Origin of the sequence: Lelliottia sp. JS-SCA-14 (assembly GCF_035593345.1) — a bacterium.
Lineage (GTDB): Bacteria > Pseudomonadota > Gammaproteobacteria > Enterobacterales > Enterobacteriaceae > Enterobacter > Enterobacter wanjuensis.
This window is the reverse complement of sequence record NZ_CP141606.1, coordinates 3,296,747-3,313,196: the sequence shown is the minus strand read 5'-3', so window position 1 is coordinate 3,313,196 and position 16,450 is coordinate 3,296,747. Positions and strand designations below refer to the sequence as shown.

Genomic DNA, 16,450 nt, shown 5'->3' with positions numbered 1-16,450 from the left:
TTATGCACGAGAATCAACAACCACAAACCGAGGCTTTTGAGCTGAGTGCGGCAGAACGTGCGGCAATTGAGCACGAGATGCATCACTACGAAGACCCGCGTGCGGCATCCATTGAAGCGCTGAAAATCGTCCAGAAACAGCGCGGTTGGGTACCCGATGGCGCGATCTACGCGATCGCCGAGGTGCTGGGTATCCCGGCAAGCGACGTGGAAGGGGTGGCAACATTCTACAGCCAGATCTTCCGCCAGCCGGTAGGCCGTCACGTGATCCGCTACTGCGACAGCGTGGTGTGTCATATCACCGGTTATCAGGGCATCCAGGCCGCGCTCGAGAAAAAACTCGACATCAAGCCAGGACAAACGACTTTCGACGGTCGTTTCACGCTGCTGCCAACCTGCTGCCTGGGTAACTGCGACAAGGGGCCGAGCATGATGATTGATGAGGACACTCACAGCCATCTGACGCCGGAAGCGATTCCTGACCTGCTGGAGCGGTACAAATGAAAACAGTCATTCGCACTGCTGAAACTCATCCGCTGACCTGGCGTCTGCGCGATGACAAACAGCCCGTCTGGCTCGAAGAATATCAGAGCAAAAACGGCTACGAAGGCGCACGTAAAGCGCTCTCCGGCATGGCGCCAGATGAAATCGTCAACGCGGTGAAAGACTCCGGCCTGAAAGGGCGCGGCGGCGCGGGCTTCTCCACCGGTTTGAAGTGGAGCCTGATGCCGAAAGACGAATCCATGAACATCCGTTACCTGCTGTGTAACGCCGATGAAATGGAGCCGGGCACCTATAAAGACCGCCTGCTGATGGAACAGCTGCCGCACCTGCTGGTGGAAGGCATGCTGATTTCTGCGTTCGCGCTGAAAGCCTACCGTGGCTACATCTTCCTGCGCGGCGAATACATTGAAGCGGCAGAAAACCTGCGTCGCGCCATCGCGGAAGCGACCGAAGCGGGCCTGCTTGGCAAAAACATTCTCGGCACCGGTTTTGATTTCGAGCTGTTCGTGCACACCGGGGCAGGGCGTTACATCTGTGGTGAAGAGACCGCGCTGATCAACTCCCTCGAAGGCCGCCGCGCGAACCCGCGCTCCAAGCCTCCGTTCCCGGCAAGCTCCGGCGTCTGGGGTAAACCGACCTGTGTCAACAACGTCGAAACCCTGTGTAACGTTCCGGCTATCCTCGCCAACGGCGTGGAGTGGTATCAGAACATCTCGACCAGTAAAGACGCTGGCACCAAGCTGATGGGCTTCTCCGGTCGCGTTAAAAATCCGGGTCTGTGGGAGCTGCCGTTCGGGACCACCGCACGCGAAATCCTCGAAGACTATGCGGGCGGTATGCGCGATGGCCTGAAATTCAAAGCCTGGCAGCCGGGCGGCGCGGGGACAGACTTCCTGACAGAAGCGCACCTCGACCTGCCGATGGAATTCGAAAGCATTGGTAAAGCAGGCAGCCGTCTGGGTACGGCGCTGGCGATGGCCGTTGACCATGAAATTGGCATGGTGTCGCTGGTGCGTAACCTGGAAGAGTTCTTCGCCCGCGAGTCCTGCGGCTGGTGTACGCCATGCCGTGACGGTTTGCCGTGGAGCGTGAAGATCCTGCGCGCCATCGAGCGCGGCGAAGGCCAGCCTGGCGACATCGAGACACTTGAGCAACTGTGTCGATTCCTCGGTCCGGGCAAAACCTTCTGTGCCCACGCACCAGGTGCCGTTGAGCCATTGCAAAGCGCGATTAAATATTTCCGCGACGAATTCGAAGCGGGCATCAAGCAGCAGTTCAGCAATACCCATTTGATTAACGGTATTCAGCCGAACCTGCTGAAAGCGCGCTGGTAGCGATACTGAATTTTGATTAACGCTCAGTCTCTGACTGAGCCAACTGGAAGCATGCTAATGGCTACGATTCATGTAGACGGCAAAGAATACGAGGTCAACGGGGCCGACAACCTGCTAGAAGCTTGTCTGTCTCTCGGCCTTGATATTCCGTATTTTTGCTGGCATCCGGCGCTGGGCAGCGTCGGTGCTTGCCGCCAGTGTGCGGTGAAGCAATACCAAAACGCGGAAGACACGCGTGGACGCCTGGTCATGTCCTGTATGACACCAGCGACCGAAGGCACCTTTATTTCGATTGAAGACGAAGAAGCGAAACAGTTCCGTGAGAGCGTTGTGGAATGGTTGATGACCAACCACCCGCACGACTGTCCGGTCTGTGAAGAGGGCGGTAACTGCCACCTTCAGGATATGACCGTGATGACGGGTCATAGCTTCCGTCGCTATCGCTTTACCAAACGTACCCACCGCAACCAGGATCTGGGGCCGTTCATCTCTCACGAAATGAACCGCTGCATCGCCTGCTACCGCTGCGTACGTTACTACAAAGATTACGCAGACGGTCAGGATCTGGGTGTGTATGGCGCACATGACAACGTTTACTTTGGTCGTCCGGAAGACGGTACGCTTGAAAGCGAATTCTCCGGTAACCTGGTAGAAATCTGCCCGACCGGCGTATTCACCGATAAAACGCACTCCGAGCGTTATAACCGTAAGTGGGACATGCAGTTTGCGCCAAGCATCTGCCAGCAGTGTTCCCTCGGCTGTAACACCAGCCCGGGCGAGCGCTACGGTGAACTGCGTCGTATCGAAAACCGTTACAACGGTACCGTTAACCACTACTTCCTCTGCGACCGTGGTCGTTTCGGCTATGGCTATGTGAACCTGAAAGACCGTCCGCGTCAGCCGGTTCAGCGCCGTGGCGACGATCTGATCACCCTCAACGCTGAACAAGCGATGCAGGGCGCGGCAGATATTCTGCGCCAGTCGAAGAAAGTGATCGGTATCGGCTCCCCGCGTGCCAGCGTCGAAAGCAACTTTGCGCTGCGTGAGCTGGTGGGTGCGGATAACTTCTACACCGGTATCGCCCACGGCGAGCAGGAACGTCTGGAGCTGGTGCTGAAAGTGCTGCGTGAAGGCGGTATCCGTACTCCCGCGCTGCGCGAAATCGAATCCTATGACGCGGTGCTGGTGCTGGGCGAAGATCTGACGCAGACCGGTGCACGCGTTGCACTGGCGGTTCGTCAGGCGGTGAAAGGTAAAGCACGTGAAATGGCAGCGGCCCAGAAAGTGGCTGACTGGCAGATTGCGGCGATCCTCAACATCGGCCAGCGCGCCAAGCATCCGCTGTTTGTCACTAACGTCGACAACACCCGTCTGGACGACATCGCGGCGTGGACCTATCGCGCTCCGGTAGAAGACCAGGCGCGTCTCGGTTTTGCCATTGCTCACGCGCTGGATAACAGTGCTCCGGCTGTCGAAGGCCTGGATCGTGACCTGCAGAACAAGATCGACGTGATCGTGCAGGCTCTGGCCGGCGCGAAGAAACCACTGATTATTTCCGGCACCAACGCCGGTAGCCCGGACGTGATTCAGGCTGCGGCAAACGTGGCGAAAGCGCTGAAAGGGCGTGGGGCGGACGTGGGCGTGACCATGATTGCGCGCGCAGTTAACAGCGTCGGTCTGGGCTTGATTGGCGGCGGTTCTCTGGAAGCGGCGTTAAGCGAACTCGAATCGGGTGCGGCTGACGGCGTGATCGTCCTTGAGAACGACCTGCATCGTCATGCTTCTGCCGCTCGCGTGGATGCGGCTCTGTCGAAAGCGCCGCTGGTGATGGTAATTGACCATCAGCGCACGGCGATTATGGACAAAGCGCACCTGGTGCTGTCGGCAGCAAGCTTCGCCGAAAGCGACGGTACTGTTATCAACAACGAAGGCCGCGCACAGCGTTTCTTCCAGGTTTATGACCCGTCTTACTACGACGCGAACACCCTGATGCTGGAAAGCTGGCGCTGGCTGCACTCTCTGCACAGCACCGTGGAAAACCGTCAGGTGGACTGGACGCAGCTCGATGATGTGATCGACGCCGTTGTGGCCAAACTGCCGCAGCTGGCAGGCATCAAAGATGCCGCACCGGACGCGAGCTTCCGCATTCGCGGCCAGAAACTGGCGCGTGAACCGCACCGTTACAGTGGCCGTACTGCGATGCGCGCCAATATCAGCGTGCACGAGCCGCGTCAGCCGCAGGATAAAGACACCATGTTCGCCTTCTCCATGGAAGGGAACAACCAGCCGTCTGCACCGCGTTCTCAGATTCCGTTCGCATGGGCACCGGGCTGGAACTCCCCGCAGGCATGGAACAAGTTCCAGGCTGAAGTGGGCGGTTCTCTGCGCCACGGCGATCCGGGCGTGCGTCTGATTGAGGCGAGCGAAACGGGTCTGGAGTACTTCACGACCGTTCCGGCACGTTTCGAAGCGCAGGAAGGCAACTGGCGTATCGCGCCTTACTACCATCTGTTTGGTAGTGACGAGATGTCCCAGCGCTCTCCGGTGTTCCAGACGCGCATGCCGCAGCCTTACATCAAGCTCAATCCGGCGGATGCCGCGAAGCTTGGCGTCAACGCGGGCAGCCAGGTCTCCTTTAGCTATGAAGGCCAGACCATCAGTCTGCCGCTGGTGATCGCCGAAGGTCTGACAGCAGGGCAGGTGGGTCTGCCGATGGGTCTGCCGGGTATCGCTCCGGTGCTGGCGGGCGCGCGTCTTGATAATCTGCAGGAGGCACAAGCATGAGTTGGTTAACGCCGGATCTCATCGAAATTCTGTTAAGCATTCTCAAGGCGGTGGTCATTCTGCTGGTGGTTGTCACCTGCGGCGCGTTCATGAGCTTTGGTGAACGTCGTTTGCTCGGTCTGTTCCAGAACCGTTACGGACCGAACCGCGTGGGCTGGGGTGGTTCACTCCAGCTGGTCGCGGACATGATCAAGATGTTCTTTAAAGAAGACTGGATCCCGAAATTCTCGGACCGCGTCATCTTTACCCTGGCACCGATGATCGCCTTTACCTCGCTGCTGCTGGCCTTTGCTATCGTCCCGGTCAGTCCGACCTGGGTGGTGGCGGACCTGAACATCGGGATCCTGTTCTTCCTGATGATGGCAGGCCTGGCGGTTTACGCGGTCCTGTTCGCGGGCTGGTCGAGTAACAACAAATACTCCCTGCTGGGGGCGATGCGTGCGTCTGCGCAGACCCTGAGCTACGAAGTGTTCCTCGGTCTTTCCCTGATGGGCGTGGTGGCGCAGGCCGGTTCATTCAACATGACCGACATCGTCAACAACCAGGCTGATATCTGGAACGTCATACCGCAGTTCTTTGGTTTTGTCACCTTTGCCATCGCGGGCGTGGCGGTGTGTCACCGTCACCCGTTTGACCAGCCAGAAGCCGAACAGGAACTGGCCGACGGTTACCACATTGAATATTCCGGCATGAAGTTCGGTCTGTTCTTCGTGGGCGAGTACATCGGTATCGTCACCATTTCCGCGTTGATGGTTACGCTGTTCTTTGGTGGCTGGCATGGCCCGTTCTTACCGCCGTTCATCTGGTTCGCGCTGAAAACCGCGTTCTTCATGATGATGTTCATTTTGATTCGTGCGTCCTTACCGCGTCCGCGTTATGACCAGGTAATGTCCTTCGGCTGGAAAGTGTGCCTGCCGCTGACGCTCGTCAACTTGTTGGTAACGGCGGCTGTCATTCTCTGGCAGCAGCCATAAGGGGCTTTAGAACATGACCTTAAAAGAATTATTGGTAGGCACCGGCACCCAGCTTCGCAGTATCTGGATGATCGGCCTGCACGCGTTTGCAAAACGCGAAACCCAGATGTATCCGGAAGAGCCGGTATATCTGCCGCCGCGCTACCGTGGCCGTATCGTGCTGACCCGCGATCCGGACGGCTCTGAGCGCTGCGTTGCCTGTAACCTGTGTGCGGTAGCCTGTCCGGTCGGCTGTATCTCTTTGCAGAAAGCAGAGACCAAAGACGGCCGCTGGTACCCTGAGTTCTTCCGCATCAACTTCTCACGCTGCATCTTCTGTGGTCTGTGTGAAGAAGCGTGCCCAACCACGGCGATTCAGCTGACTCCAGATTTCGAACTGGGTGAGTACAAGCGTCAGGACCTGGTGTACGAGAAAGAGGATCTGCTGATTTCCGGTCCGGGCAAATACCCGGAATATAACTTCTACCGGATGGCGGGTATGGCAATCGACGGCAAAGATAAGGGCGAAGCAGAGAACGAAGCTAAGCCTATCGACGTCAAGAGCCTGTTACCGTAAGGAGAGGGCAATGGAATTCGCTTTTTATATCTGTGGCCTTATCGCCATCCTGGCCACGCTGCGCGTGATCACGCACACCAATCCGGTGCATGCGTTGCTGTATCTGATCATCTCGCTGCTGGCTATTTCCGGGGTGTTCTTCTCACTGGGCGCCCACTTTGCGGGCGCACTGGAAATCATCGTCTACGCCGGGGCCATCATGGTTCTGTTCGTCTTCGTGGTGATGATGCTGAACCTGGGCGGCTCTGAAATTGAACAAGAACGTCAGTGGTTAAAACCGCAGGTGTGGATTGGCCCGGCGATTCTGTCGGCCATCATGCTGGCGGTGATCGTTTACGCGATCCTTGGCGTGAACGATCAGGGCATCGACGGTACGCCGATCAGCGCGAAAGCGGTCGGTATCACGCTGTTTGGCCCATACGTTCTGGCCGTTGAACTGGCGTCGATGCTGCTGCTGGCGGGTCTGGTTGTGGCCTTCCACGTCGGTCGCGAAGAGCGTCCGGGTGAAGTGCTGAGCAACCGTGCGAATGACAGCGCGAAAAGAAAAACGGAGGAGCGCGCATGATCCCCTTAACACATGGACTGATCCTCGCCGCGATTTTGTTCGTTCTGGGTTTAACCGGTCTGGTTATCCGCCGCAATCTGCTGTTTATGCTGATCGGTCTGGAAATCATGATCAACGCTTCCGCGCTGGCCTTTGTGGTCGCCGGTAGCTACTGGGGCCAGACCGATGGTCAGGTAATGTACATTCTCGCCATCAGCCTTGCGGCTGCTGAAGCGAGTATTGGCCTGGCGCTGTTGCTGCAGCTCCATCGTCGCCGCCAGAACCTGAACATCGATTCAGTAAGTGAGTTGCGTGGATGAACATGCTTGCCTTAACCATTATCTTTCCGTTGATCGGCTTTGTGCTGCTGGCATTCTCCCGCGGCCGCTGGTCGGAAAATCTGTCCGCGACCGTGGGCATTGGCTCTATCGGCCTGGCGGCGCTGGTCACCGCCTATGCCGGTATCGACTTCTTTAACAACGGCAAGCAGGCGTTCACCCTGCCGCTGTGGACCTGGATGTCGGTCGGTGATTTCAACATCGGTTTCAGCCTGGTGCTGGATGGTCTCTCTCTGACCATGCTCTCCGTGGTGACCGGTGTGGGCTTCCTGATCCACATGTTCGCCTCCTGGTATATGCGCGGTGAAGAGGGTTACTCCCGCTTCTTCGCCTACACCAACCTGTTTATCGCCAGCATGGTTGTTCTGGTGCTGGGTGATAACCTCCTGCTGATGTATCTCGGCTGGGAAGGCGTGGGTCTCTGCTCTTACCTGCTGATCGGTTTCTACTACACCGATCCGAAGAATGGCGCAGCGGCCATGAAAGCGTTCGTCGTGACCCGTGTGGGTGACGTGTTCCTCGCTTTCGCGCTGTTCATTCTTTACAACGAACTGGGCACGCTGAACTTCCGCGAAATGGTGGAACTGGCGCCGGCTCACTTCGAAGCAGGCAACAACATGCTGACGTGGGCAACGCTGATGCTGCTGGGTGGTGCCGTGGGTAAATCCGCGCAGCTGCCGTTGCAGACCTGGCTTGCGGACGCGATGGCAGGCCCAACGCCTGTCTCCGCGCTGATCCACGCCGCGACCATGGTGACCGCCGGTGTTTACCTGATTGCGCGTACCCATGGTCTGTTCCTGATGACTCCGGAAATCCTGCACCTGGTCGGTATCGTGGGCGCGGTGACGCTGGTTCTGGCGGGCTTTGCCGCGCTGGTTCAGACGGACATCAAACGCGTTCTCGCTTACTCCACCATGAGCCAGATTGGCTACATGTTCCTGGCGCTCGGCGTACAGGCATGGGACGCGGCGATTTTCCATCTGATGACACACGCGTTCTTTAAAGCGCTGCTGTTCCTCTCGTCCGGCTCCGTCATTCTGGCGTGCCACCACGAGCAGAACATCTTCAAGATGGGCGGTCTGCGCAAATCGATTCCGCTGGTTTATGTCTGCTTCCTGGTGGGCGGCGCGGCGCTGTCGGCTCTGCCGATTATCACCGCGGGCTTCTTCAGTAAGGACGAAATCCTTGCGGGTGCCATGGCAAATGGTCATATCAATCTGATGGTGGCAGGTCTGGTCGGTGCATTCATGACCTCCCTGTATACCTTCCGAATGATTTTCATCGTATTCCACGGTAAAGAACAAATTCACGCTCACGCAGGGAAAGGGATTACCCACCACCTGCCGCTGCTGGTTCTGCTGGTCCTGTCTACCTTCGTTGGCGCGATGATTGTGCCACCGCTGCAGGGCGTACTGCCGGATACCACCGAGCTTGAGCACGGTCGTGTTCTGACGCTTGAAATCACCTCGGGTGTGGTCGCTATTGCGGGCATCCTGATCGCTGCATGGCTGTGGCTGGGCAAACGTACGCTGGTGACTGCGGTCGCTAACAGTGCGCCGGGCCGTCTGCTGGGCACCTGGTGGTACAACGCGTGGGGCTTCGACTGGCTGTACGACATGATCTTCGTTAAGCCATTCCTCGGCATTGCGTGGCTGCTGAAACGCGATCCGATGAACTCCATGATGAACATCCCGGCAGTGCTGTCCCGCTTCGCAGGTAAAGGCCTGCTGTTGAGCGAGAACGGTTATCTGCGCTGGTATGTGGCTTCGATGAGCATTGGTGCGGTTGTCGTGCTGGCGCTGCTGATGGTGTTGCGTTGATTTGAGATGGGGTTTCGCCCGGTGGCGCTGCTTACCGGGCCTACAAAACCGTAGGTCGGGTAAGCGTAAGCACCACCCGACACAACAAACCCCATCCGAACTGAATTTTCCGTGAGAATTCGTTGAACATCGGCCCCGGCTGGGGCCTTAAAAAGGAATAAAAATCGCCATGTTACTACCCTGGCTAATATTAATTCCCTTCATTGGTGGGTTCCTGTGCTGGCAGACCGAACGCTTTGGCGTGAAGATGCCGCGCTGGATTGCGCTGATCACCATGGGATTGACGCTTGCACTTGGTCTGCAACTCTGGTTGCAGGGCGGCTATTCACTGACCCAGTCTGCGGGCATCCCGCAGTGGCAGTCTGAATTTATCCTGCCGTGGATACCGCGCTTTGGTATCACGATCCACCTCGCGCTCGACGGCCTGTCGCTGCTGATGGTGGTGCTGACCGGCCTGCTTGGCGTTCTGGCGGTACTGTGTTCCTGGAATGAGATTCAAAAATACCAGGGATTCTTCCACCTGAACCTGATGTGGATCCTGGGCGGCGTGATCGGCGTGTTCCTTGCCATCGACATGTTCCTGTTCTTCTTCTTCTGGGAAATGATGCTGGTGCCGATGTACTTCCTGATCGCGCTGTGGGGCCATAAGGCATCCGACGGTAAAACGCGTATCACGGCGGCAACCAAGTTCTTCATCTACACCCAGGCGAGTGGTCTGGTGATGTTGATTGCGATCCTGGGCCTGGTGTTCGTGCACTACAACGCGACCGGCGTCTGGACCTTCAACTACGAAGCGCTGCTGAAAACGCCAATGTCTCACGGCGTGGAATACCTGCTGATGCTGGGCTTCTTCATCGCGTTTGCGGTGAAAATGCCGGTGGTTCCGCTGCACGGCTGGCTGCCAGACGCGCACTCCCAGGCACCAACGGCAGGTTCCGTTGACCTGGCGGGGATCTTGCTGAAAACCGCGGCCTACGGTCTGCTGCGCTTTGCGCTGCCGCTGTTCCCGAACGCCTCCGCTGAGTTCGCGCCTATTGCGATGTGGCTCGGTGTGATCGGTATCTTCTACGGCGCATGGATGGCATTCACGCAGTACGACATCAAACGTCTTATCGCGTACACCTCCGTTTCCCACATGGGCTTCGTGCTGATTGCCATCTACACCGGCAGCCAGCTGGCGTACCAGGGCGCGGTGATTCAGATGATTGCTCACGGTCTTTCTGCGGCGGGTCTCTTCATCCTCTGCGGTCAGCTTTACGAACGTCTGCATACCCGTGACATGCGCATGATGGGCGGTCTGTGGAGCAAAATTAAGTGGCTGCCAGCTCTGTCGATGTTCTTCGCAGTCGCGACGCTGGGGATGCCGGGCACCGGTAACTTTGTCGGCGAATTCATGATTCTGTTCGGCAGCTTCAAAGTGGTTCCGGTGATTACCGTGGTCTCCACTTTCGGCCTGGTCTTCGCGTCCGTGTACTCGCTGGCGATGCTGCATCGCGCTTACTTCGGTAAAGCGAAGAGCCAAATCGCGGAGCAAGAGCTGCCGGGGATGTCGCCGCGCGAACTGTTCCTCGTTCTGTTGCTGGTCGTACTGCTGGTGCTGCTGGGCTTCTATCCGCAGCCGATTCTGGATACCTCGCATTCCGCGATGGGTAACATCCAGCAGTGGTTTGTTAATTCTGCTTCTAATACAAGGCTGTAATTCGCCATGACAATAACTCCACAACAACTGATCGCGCTGCTACCGCTGCTGATCGTCGGATTGACGGTGGTGGTTGTGATGCTCTCCATTGCGTGGCGACGCAATCACTTCCTGAATGCCACGCTGTCGGTTTTGGGTCTGAACGCTGCGTTAGTCTCCCTCTGGTTTGTTGGCCAGGCGGGCGCGATGGATGTCACCCCGCTGATGCGCGTTGACGGTTTTGCGATGCTGTACACCGGGCTGGTTCTGCTGGCGAGCCTCGCGACCTGTACCTTTGCCTACCCGTGGCTTGAAGGCTACAACGACAACAAAGAAGAGTTTTACCTGCTGGTTCTGATTGCCGCTCTCGGCGGGATCCTGCTGGCGAACGCTAACCATCTCGCGGCCCTGTTCCTCGGTATTGAGTTGATCTCTCTCCCGCTGTTCGGCCTGATTGGTTATGCGTTCCGTCAGAAGCGTTCTCTGGAAGCTGCTATCAAGTACATGATCCTGTCTGCTGCGGCCTCGTCATTCCTGCTGTTTGGTATGGCGCTGCTGTATGCGCAGTCCGGTAACCTCTCTTTCCTGGCGCTCGGCAAGAGCCTCGGCGACAACATGCTGCACGAACCGCTGCTGCTGGCGGGTCTGGGCATGATGATTGTTGGCCTCGGCTTTAAACTCTCTCTGGTTCCGTTCCACCTGTGGACGCCAGACGTGTATCAGGGTGCTCCGGCTCCGGTTTCCACCTTCCTGGCGACGGCGAGCAAAATCGCTATCTTCGGCGTGGTGATGCGTCTGTTCCTGTACGCGCCGGTTGGCGACAGCGAAGCGGTGCGCGTGGTGCTGGGCATTATCGCCTTCGCCTCGATCATCTTCGGTAACCTGATGGCGCTCAGCCAGACCAACATCAAGCGTCTGCTGGGTTACTCGTCTATCTCTCACCTGGGCTATCTGCTGGTGGCGCTGATTGCGCTGCAGAGCGGTTCGATGTCGATGGAAACCGTCGGGGTTTACCTGGCCGGTTACCTGTTCAGCAGCCTCGGCGCGTTCGGCGTGGTGAGTCTGATGTCCAGCCCGTACCGTGGCCCGGATGCAGATTCACTGTACTCCTACCGTGGTCTGTTCTGGCACCGTCCGATTCTGTCCGCGGTGATGACCGTGATGATGCTGTCTCTGGCGGGTATCCCGATGACGCTCGGCTTTATCGGTAAGTTCTACGTGCTGGCCGTCGGTGTGCAGGCGGGTCTGTGGTGGCTGACCGCGGCGGTGGTTATCGGTTCCGCCATCGGTCTGTACTACTACCTGCGTGTCGCCGTGAGTCTGTACCTGAACGCGCCGCAGCAGCTGAACCGCGATGCGCCTACCAACTGGCAGTACAGCGCCGGCGGTATTGTGGTGCTGATCTCCGCGCTGCTGGTGCTGATCTTCGGTATCTACCCGCAGCCGCTGATCACCCTGGTGCAGCATGCGATGCCGCTGATGTAACAGGTGGCAGACATAAAAAAACCCGCTTCGGCGGGTTTTTTATTGCCGGGTGGCGCTTCGCTTACCCGGCCTACAAAAATGTCATGATCTGTAGGCCGGGTAAGGCGCAGCCGCCACCCGGCACAAGGCTTACGCCAGCTGTTTACGACTGATCAACGGCCCTTCAATCTTCTTCATCGAACGATCCAGCACTTCCTCGATCACCGATGACAGCTCGTTAATCTCAAACTTCGCCACATACCCGTCGGCCTTCACCTTGCGGATATGGTCTTCGTTGGCGTTCCCGGACAGGGAAGAGTGGATCACCACCGGAATGTGCTTGAGGAATTCATCGGTCTTGATTTTGCGCGTCAGCGTAAATCCGTCCATCTCTGGCATTTCGAGGTCAGTCAGCACCAGCGCGATCTTATCGGTAATCGGCACGCCTTCTGCCTGAGCTTGCGCCGCCAGCTCGCCAATTTTTTCCCAGGCTGTTTTGCCGGTGATAAACAGCTGTGCCGGGATATTCATCGCCTCCAGCCCTTTTTCCAGCATCGAGCGAGCGACTTTAGAGTCTTCCGCCACAATCGCCACCGCACCTGGCTTGATGTTGAACTTGCTGATTTTCAAATCCGTGGCGTGCATTTCGTGGTTCGCTGGCGTGATGTCATATAAGACCTGCTCAACGTCCAACACCATCGCCAGATTGTTCGAATCGCTGCCCTCATCCAGACTGGCGATGCTGGTAATGTAGCGCCCGCTGACGGCGGTTTCCGCCGCATGCACCTGCTTCCAGTCCAGACGCATAATATTGTCCACGGACTCCACGGCAAACGCCTGCACGCTGCGGGCATACTCGGTAATCAGCAGAATATTCAGACCGGTTGTAGGGGTACAGCCTGCGACTGCCGCCAGATCGATCACCGGGATCACCTGATCGCGGATATTCACCATCCCCATCAGCGGGGATTTCATACCCGCAGGTTTAGTGAATTCCGGCATCGGCACAATTTCACGCAGCTTAAAAACGTTAATGCCAAACAGTTCAGACTTGTTCTCATTCATTGAGGTCCCGAGACGGAACAGTAACAGTTCAAACCGGTTCGACAGGGTGAGATTCGCCCTGTCATCAATATCTTGTTGGTAATTATCCATGGTGCCCTCAAATGAAATGCTTGCCTTTTAATCGTTATCGGCACGCTGAGGGAAAAGTGAAGGGCTAAACGCAAACCTGCCAGAAATCGTGGGCCAGCTCGCACTCTGCGAATACCTCCCGGCACTCCGCGAGCAGCGCCGCGCAGCCCTCGGCGTCGTAGCGGGAGCTGACGTGGGTGACGATCAGTTTCTTCACGCCTGCATCTCGCGCCAGGGCCGCCGCCTGACGGGTAGAACTATGCCCACGGCTGTTGGCTTTCTCTTCCATTGCTGCTTCAAGCGTGGCCTCATGAACCAGCAGATCCACGTCCTGTGCCAGAAGTAGCGCCTGCGGGCAGGGCGCCGTATCGCCAAAGATCGCCACTTTTTTGCCGGGAACGGGGGATGCGAGATAATCCTGACCGTTAACCACGCGCCCGTCATCCAGGGTCAGGGTTTCGCCGTTTTTCAGCTGCTGGAACAGTGGCCCCGGTTTGATGCCGTCGGCAATCAGCGCCGCAGCGTCCAGTGCACCGGGCTTGTCGTGCTCATCCACGCGATAGCCATAGCACTCCACCGGATGATTCAGCGGCTGCGCCGTCACCCTATAGCGTGGGTCTTCAAAGACCACCCCCTCGGTGATTTCAACCACCTCCAGCGGGTAATCGGTCCAGGATCCGCTCAGGCGCAGGGTGGTTTCGACAAACTCCTTAATCCCCGCCGGGCCGTAAATCGTCAGCGGGTTAGCGTTCCCGGCCATTGAGCGGCTGCACAGCAGCCCTGGCAGGCCAAACAGATGATCGCCGTGCAGATGGGTGATAAAAATTTTGTCCAGCTTGCCGGGGTGATACGTGGTGCGTAGCAGCTGATGCTGCGTCCCTTCACCACAGTCGAAAAGCCATAAGCCCGCGTGCGTCGGGTGCTGCAAATCGAGCAATATTGCCGTCACGTTTCGTGATCGGGTTGGCACACCGGCAGACGTACCGAGAAAAATCAGTTCCATAACATCATCAAACTCTATGACTCACGAGAAGTGTTTAGTATAACGGGATGAAATCCAATAAGGAGCCTGACATGATCCAGTGGCAAGATTTACATCATAGTGAACTGACCGTTTCCGCCCTCTATGCGCTGCTCAAACTGCGCTGCGAAGTGTTTGTCGTGGAACAAACCTGCCCGTACCAGGATATCGACGGCGATGACCTGGTGGGCGAGAACCGCCACATCCTCGGCTGGAAAGATGACGAACTGGTGGCGTATGCGAGGATTCTGAAAAGCGAAGAGGATTATGAACCGGTCGTCATTGGCCGCGTAATTATCAGCAGTAACGCGCGCGGGGAAAAACTTGGCTATGCGCTGATGGAGCAAACGCTGAAATCTTGCGAAAAACAGTGGCCAGACAAGGCGTTATACCTCGGCGCACAGGCGCATCTGCAACCCTTCTACGCCCATTTCGGTTTTGCCCCGGTCACGGACGTGTATGACGAAGACGGCATTCCGCACATTGGCATGGCAAGGGAAGCGAAACAGGCGTAATTCGCTGTCGTTGTCTATAGTTAGGGACTGATGCACTCACATGGAGAAAGATATGTCATTTCAATCCTGGGATTCCCGTATCGACGACGACCTGGCGCTGCTAAGCGAAACGCTGGAAGAAGTGCTGCGCTCATCGGGCGATCCGGCTGACCAAAAGTACATTGAGCTGAAAGCGCGCGCTGAGCGGGCGCTGGAAGAGGTGAAACACCGCGTCAGCAACGCGTCCGATAATTACTATTATCGCGCCAAAAAAGCGGTCTATCGCGCCGATGATTACGTGCACGAAAAACCGTGGCAGGGCATTGGCGCAGGGGCGGCCGTCGGACTGGTGCTGGGGCTTCTGCTCTCTCGCCGCTGATTCTGCGCACAAACGGTGACCCCTCCCTAAACGTGGGTACTGCTTTTTCGGCTAAGTACCCCGTATAATGTGAGGTTTTAACAGGGAGAGGTCAGCGTGCATTCGATTTCAGTCGCGATGGAACGTCTTTGCAGCTTTCTGGCGCAAGACTTTCCGGCTACCCCCGGCGTACGCCATATCGACATTGCTTTCCCGTTAAACGATGCCTTCGATCCCCTGGCCTGGCTGGGCGCTCAGGCATCTTATCCCCAGTTTTACTGGCAGCAGCGTAACGGCGAAGAAGAGCTCGCCGCCATCGGCGCGGTGCAACACTTCTCCTCACTCGCGCTCGCCCGCCAGTTTCTCAAGACCCATTCGCTTCCTGACGATACCCGTATTTGCGGGCTGAACGCCTTTAGCCCTGAAAAGAGCCATCTGTTCCTGCCGCGTCTGTTATGGCAGCGTTTGGGCGGCGTGGCGACGCTGCGACTGAATCTGGCGAGCGACCATTCGCTTCAGGACGACGCGCAACAGGCCAGCGCCTTTCTGCAACAGCTCAGTCAGAGCAAACCCATTACCGTGCTCGCGATGCACAAAGTGCGCGAAACGCATCTGCCTGAAAAGCCGGAGTGGCTGCGGCTGGTTTCGCAGGCCACCGACACCATCGAGCGCGGTGCATTCGATAAAGTGGTGCTGGCCCGCGCGACGGATCTGCACTTCGACCGCGGCGTGAACGCCATCGCCCTGATGGCCGCCAGCCGCCGTCTGAATCTCAACTGCTACCATTTCTGCATGGTGTTTGACGCCCACAGCGCGTTTATGGGCTCCTCGCCGGAGCGCCTGTGGCGTCGGCGCGGCACGCATCTGCGCACCGAGGCGCTGGCCGGTACGGTCGCCAGCCATCCCGACGACGCTCAGGCCCAACGTCTGGGCGAGTGGCTGCTGGCGGACGACAAAAACCAGCGTGAAAACATGCTGGTGGTGGAAGATATCTGCCAGCGGTTGCAGCGCCATACCCAGGCGCTGGAGGTGCTCCCGGCGCAAATCGTCCGGCTGCGCAAGGTGCAACACCTGCGCCGCTGTATCTGGACCGAATTACATGACGCCGACGACGAGCAGTGTTTGCAGCTGTTACAGCCGACGGCCGCCGTCGCTGGTTTGCCACGCCAGTCAGCGCATGACTTTATCCAGACCTTTGAACCCTTCGACCGGGAATGGTACGCCGGTTCGGCGGGCTATTTGTCGCTGGCACAAAGTGAATTTTGCGTGGCGCTTCGCAGCGCGCGCGTCAGTGATTCAGCCGTCAGGCTTTACGCCGGGGCAGGGATTGTCAGTGGGTCCGTTCCCGAGGAGGAGTGGCAGGAGATAGAGAACAAAGCCGCAGGGCTGAGAACACTGCTCCTTATGGATTAATACTGAGTCGCGCAATCCCGATTCATATCAAAATT

At 57.6% G+C, this 16,450-nt stretch carries 15 protein-coding genes; 13 read left to right on the top strand and 2 right to left on the bottom strand.

Going from position 1 to position 16,450, the window contains the following annotated elements:
- Positions 1–2: 2 nt before the first annotated feature.
- The 10 genes from nuoE to nuoN all read left to right on the top strand — a co-directional run bounded on the left by nuoE (position 3) and on the right by nuoN (position 12,016).
- Positions 3–503 (top strand): NADH-quinone oxidoreductase subunit NuoE, encoded by a 501-nt coding sequence (nuoE, locus tag U9O48_RS15435; RefSeq protein WP_282493639.1) that lies wholly within the window; start codon positions 3–5, stop codon positions 501–503.
- Entirely contained in the window at positions 500–1,837 is a 1,338-nt protein-coding gene (nuoF, locus tag U9O48_RS15430) for an NADH-quinone oxidoreductase subunit NuoF (RefSeq protein WP_285146776.1), read from the top strand. Before nuoE ends, nuoF begins: the two co-directional genes overlap by 4 nt.
- A 57-nt stretch (positions 1,838–1,894) precedes the next feature.
- On the top strand, positions 1,895–4,621 hold the full coding sequence (nuoG, locus tag U9O48_RS15425) for an NADH-quinone oxidoreductase subunit NuoG (protein WP_285158425.1): 2,727 nt from the start codon (positions 1,895–1,897) through the stop codon (positions 4,619–4,621).
- Entirely contained in the window at positions 4,618–5,595 is a 978-nt protein-coding gene (gene nuoH / locus U9O48_RS15420; RefSeq protein ID WP_095282746.1) for an NADH-quinone oxidoreductase subunit NuoH, read from the top strand. Before nuoG ends, nuoH begins: the two co-directional genes overlap by 4 nt.
- Positions 5,596–5,608: 13 nt before the next feature.
- Positions 5,609–6,151 (top strand): NADH-quinone oxidoreductase subunit NuoI, encoded by a 543-nt coding sequence (nuoI, locus tag U9O48_RS15415; protein WP_282493636.1) that lies wholly within the window; start codon positions 5,609–5,611, stop codon positions 6,149–6,151.
- A 10-nt stretch (positions 6,152–6,161) separates the two neighbouring features.
- Positions 6,162–6,716 (top strand): NADH-quinone oxidoreductase subunit J, encoded by a 555-nt coding sequence (gene nuoJ, locus U9O48_RS15410; RefSeq protein ID WP_282493635.1) that lies wholly within the window; start codon positions 6,162–6,164, stop codon positions 6,714–6,716.
- Entirely contained in the window at positions 6,713–7,015 is a 303-nt protein-coding gene (gene nuoK / locus U9O48_RS15405) for an NADH-quinone oxidoreductase subunit NuoK (protein ID WP_003861496.1), read from the top strand. Before nuoJ ends, nuoK begins: the two co-directional genes overlap by 4 nt.
- On the top strand, positions 7,012–8,853 hold the full coding sequence (gene nuoL / locus U9O48_RS15400) for an NADH-quinone oxidoreductase subunit L (protein WP_282493634.1): 1,842 nt from the start codon (positions 7,012–7,014) through the stop codon (positions 8,851–8,853). The genes nuoK and nuoL overlap by 4 nt, the downstream gene beginning before the upstream one ends.
- Before the next feature lie 169 nt (positions 8,854–9,022).
- Entirely contained in the window at positions 9,023–10,552 is a 1,530-nt protein-coding gene (nuoM, locus tag U9O48_RS15395) for an NADH-quinone oxidoreductase subunit M (protein ID WP_282493633.1), read from the top strand.
- 6 nt (positions 10,553–10,558) lie between these two features.
- Positions 10,559–12,016 carry an NADH-quinone oxidoreductase subunit NuoN gene (gene nuoN / locus U9O48_RS15390; protein ID WP_282493632.1) on the top strand — a complete coding sequence of 486 codons (1,458 nt, stop codon included), beginning with the start codon at positions 10,559–10,561 and terminating at the stop codon, positions 12,014–12,016.
- A 129-nt stretch (positions 12,017–12,145) separates the two neighbouring features.
- Here the strand turns inward: nuoN and U9O48_RS15385 are convergent, their stop codons facing one another.
- On the bottom strand, positions 12,146–13,150 hold the full coding sequence (locus U9O48_RS15385; RefSeq protein WP_285146771.1) for a chemotaxis protein: 1,005 nt from the start codon (positions 13,148–13,150) through the stop codon (positions 12,146–12,148).
- A 64-nt stretch (positions 13,151–13,214) separates the two neighbouring features.
- Positions 13,215–14,132 carry a ribonuclease Z gene (gene rnz / locus U9O48_RS15380; RefSeq protein WP_324722767.1) on the bottom strand — a complete coding sequence of 306 codons (918 nt, stop codon included), beginning with the start codon at positions 14,130–14,132 and terminating at the stop codon, positions 13,215–13,217.
- Between the two features lie 71 nt (positions 14,133–14,203).
- Here rnz and U9O48_RS15375 point away from each other — a divergent pair, with 71 nt between their 5' ends.
- The 3 genes from U9O48_RS15375 (at position 14,204) to menF (ending at position 16,415) form a co-directional block, all read left to right on the top strand.
- Positions 14,204–14,665 (top strand): GNAT family N-acetyltransferase, encoded by a 462-nt coding sequence (locus U9O48_RS15375; protein ID WP_285149257.1) that lies wholly within the window; start codon positions 14,204–14,206, stop codon positions 14,663–14,665.
- 52 nt (positions 14,666–14,717) lie between these two features.
- The gene (gene elaB / locus U9O48_RS15370; RefSeq protein ID WP_282493628.1) at positions 14,718–15,023 is read left to right on the top strand and encodes a stress response protein ElaB; all 306 of its coding nucleotides are present in this window, start codon (positions 14,718–14,720) and stop codon (positions 15,021–15,023) included.
- Between the two features lie 96 nt (positions 15,024–15,119).
- A complete protein-coding gene (gene menF / locus U9O48_RS15365) occupies positions 15,120–16,415 on the top strand; it encodes an isochorismate synthase MenF (protein WP_324722766.1) in 1,296 nt (431 codons plus the stop codon).
- Positions 16,416–16,450: the final 35 nt, after the last annotated feature.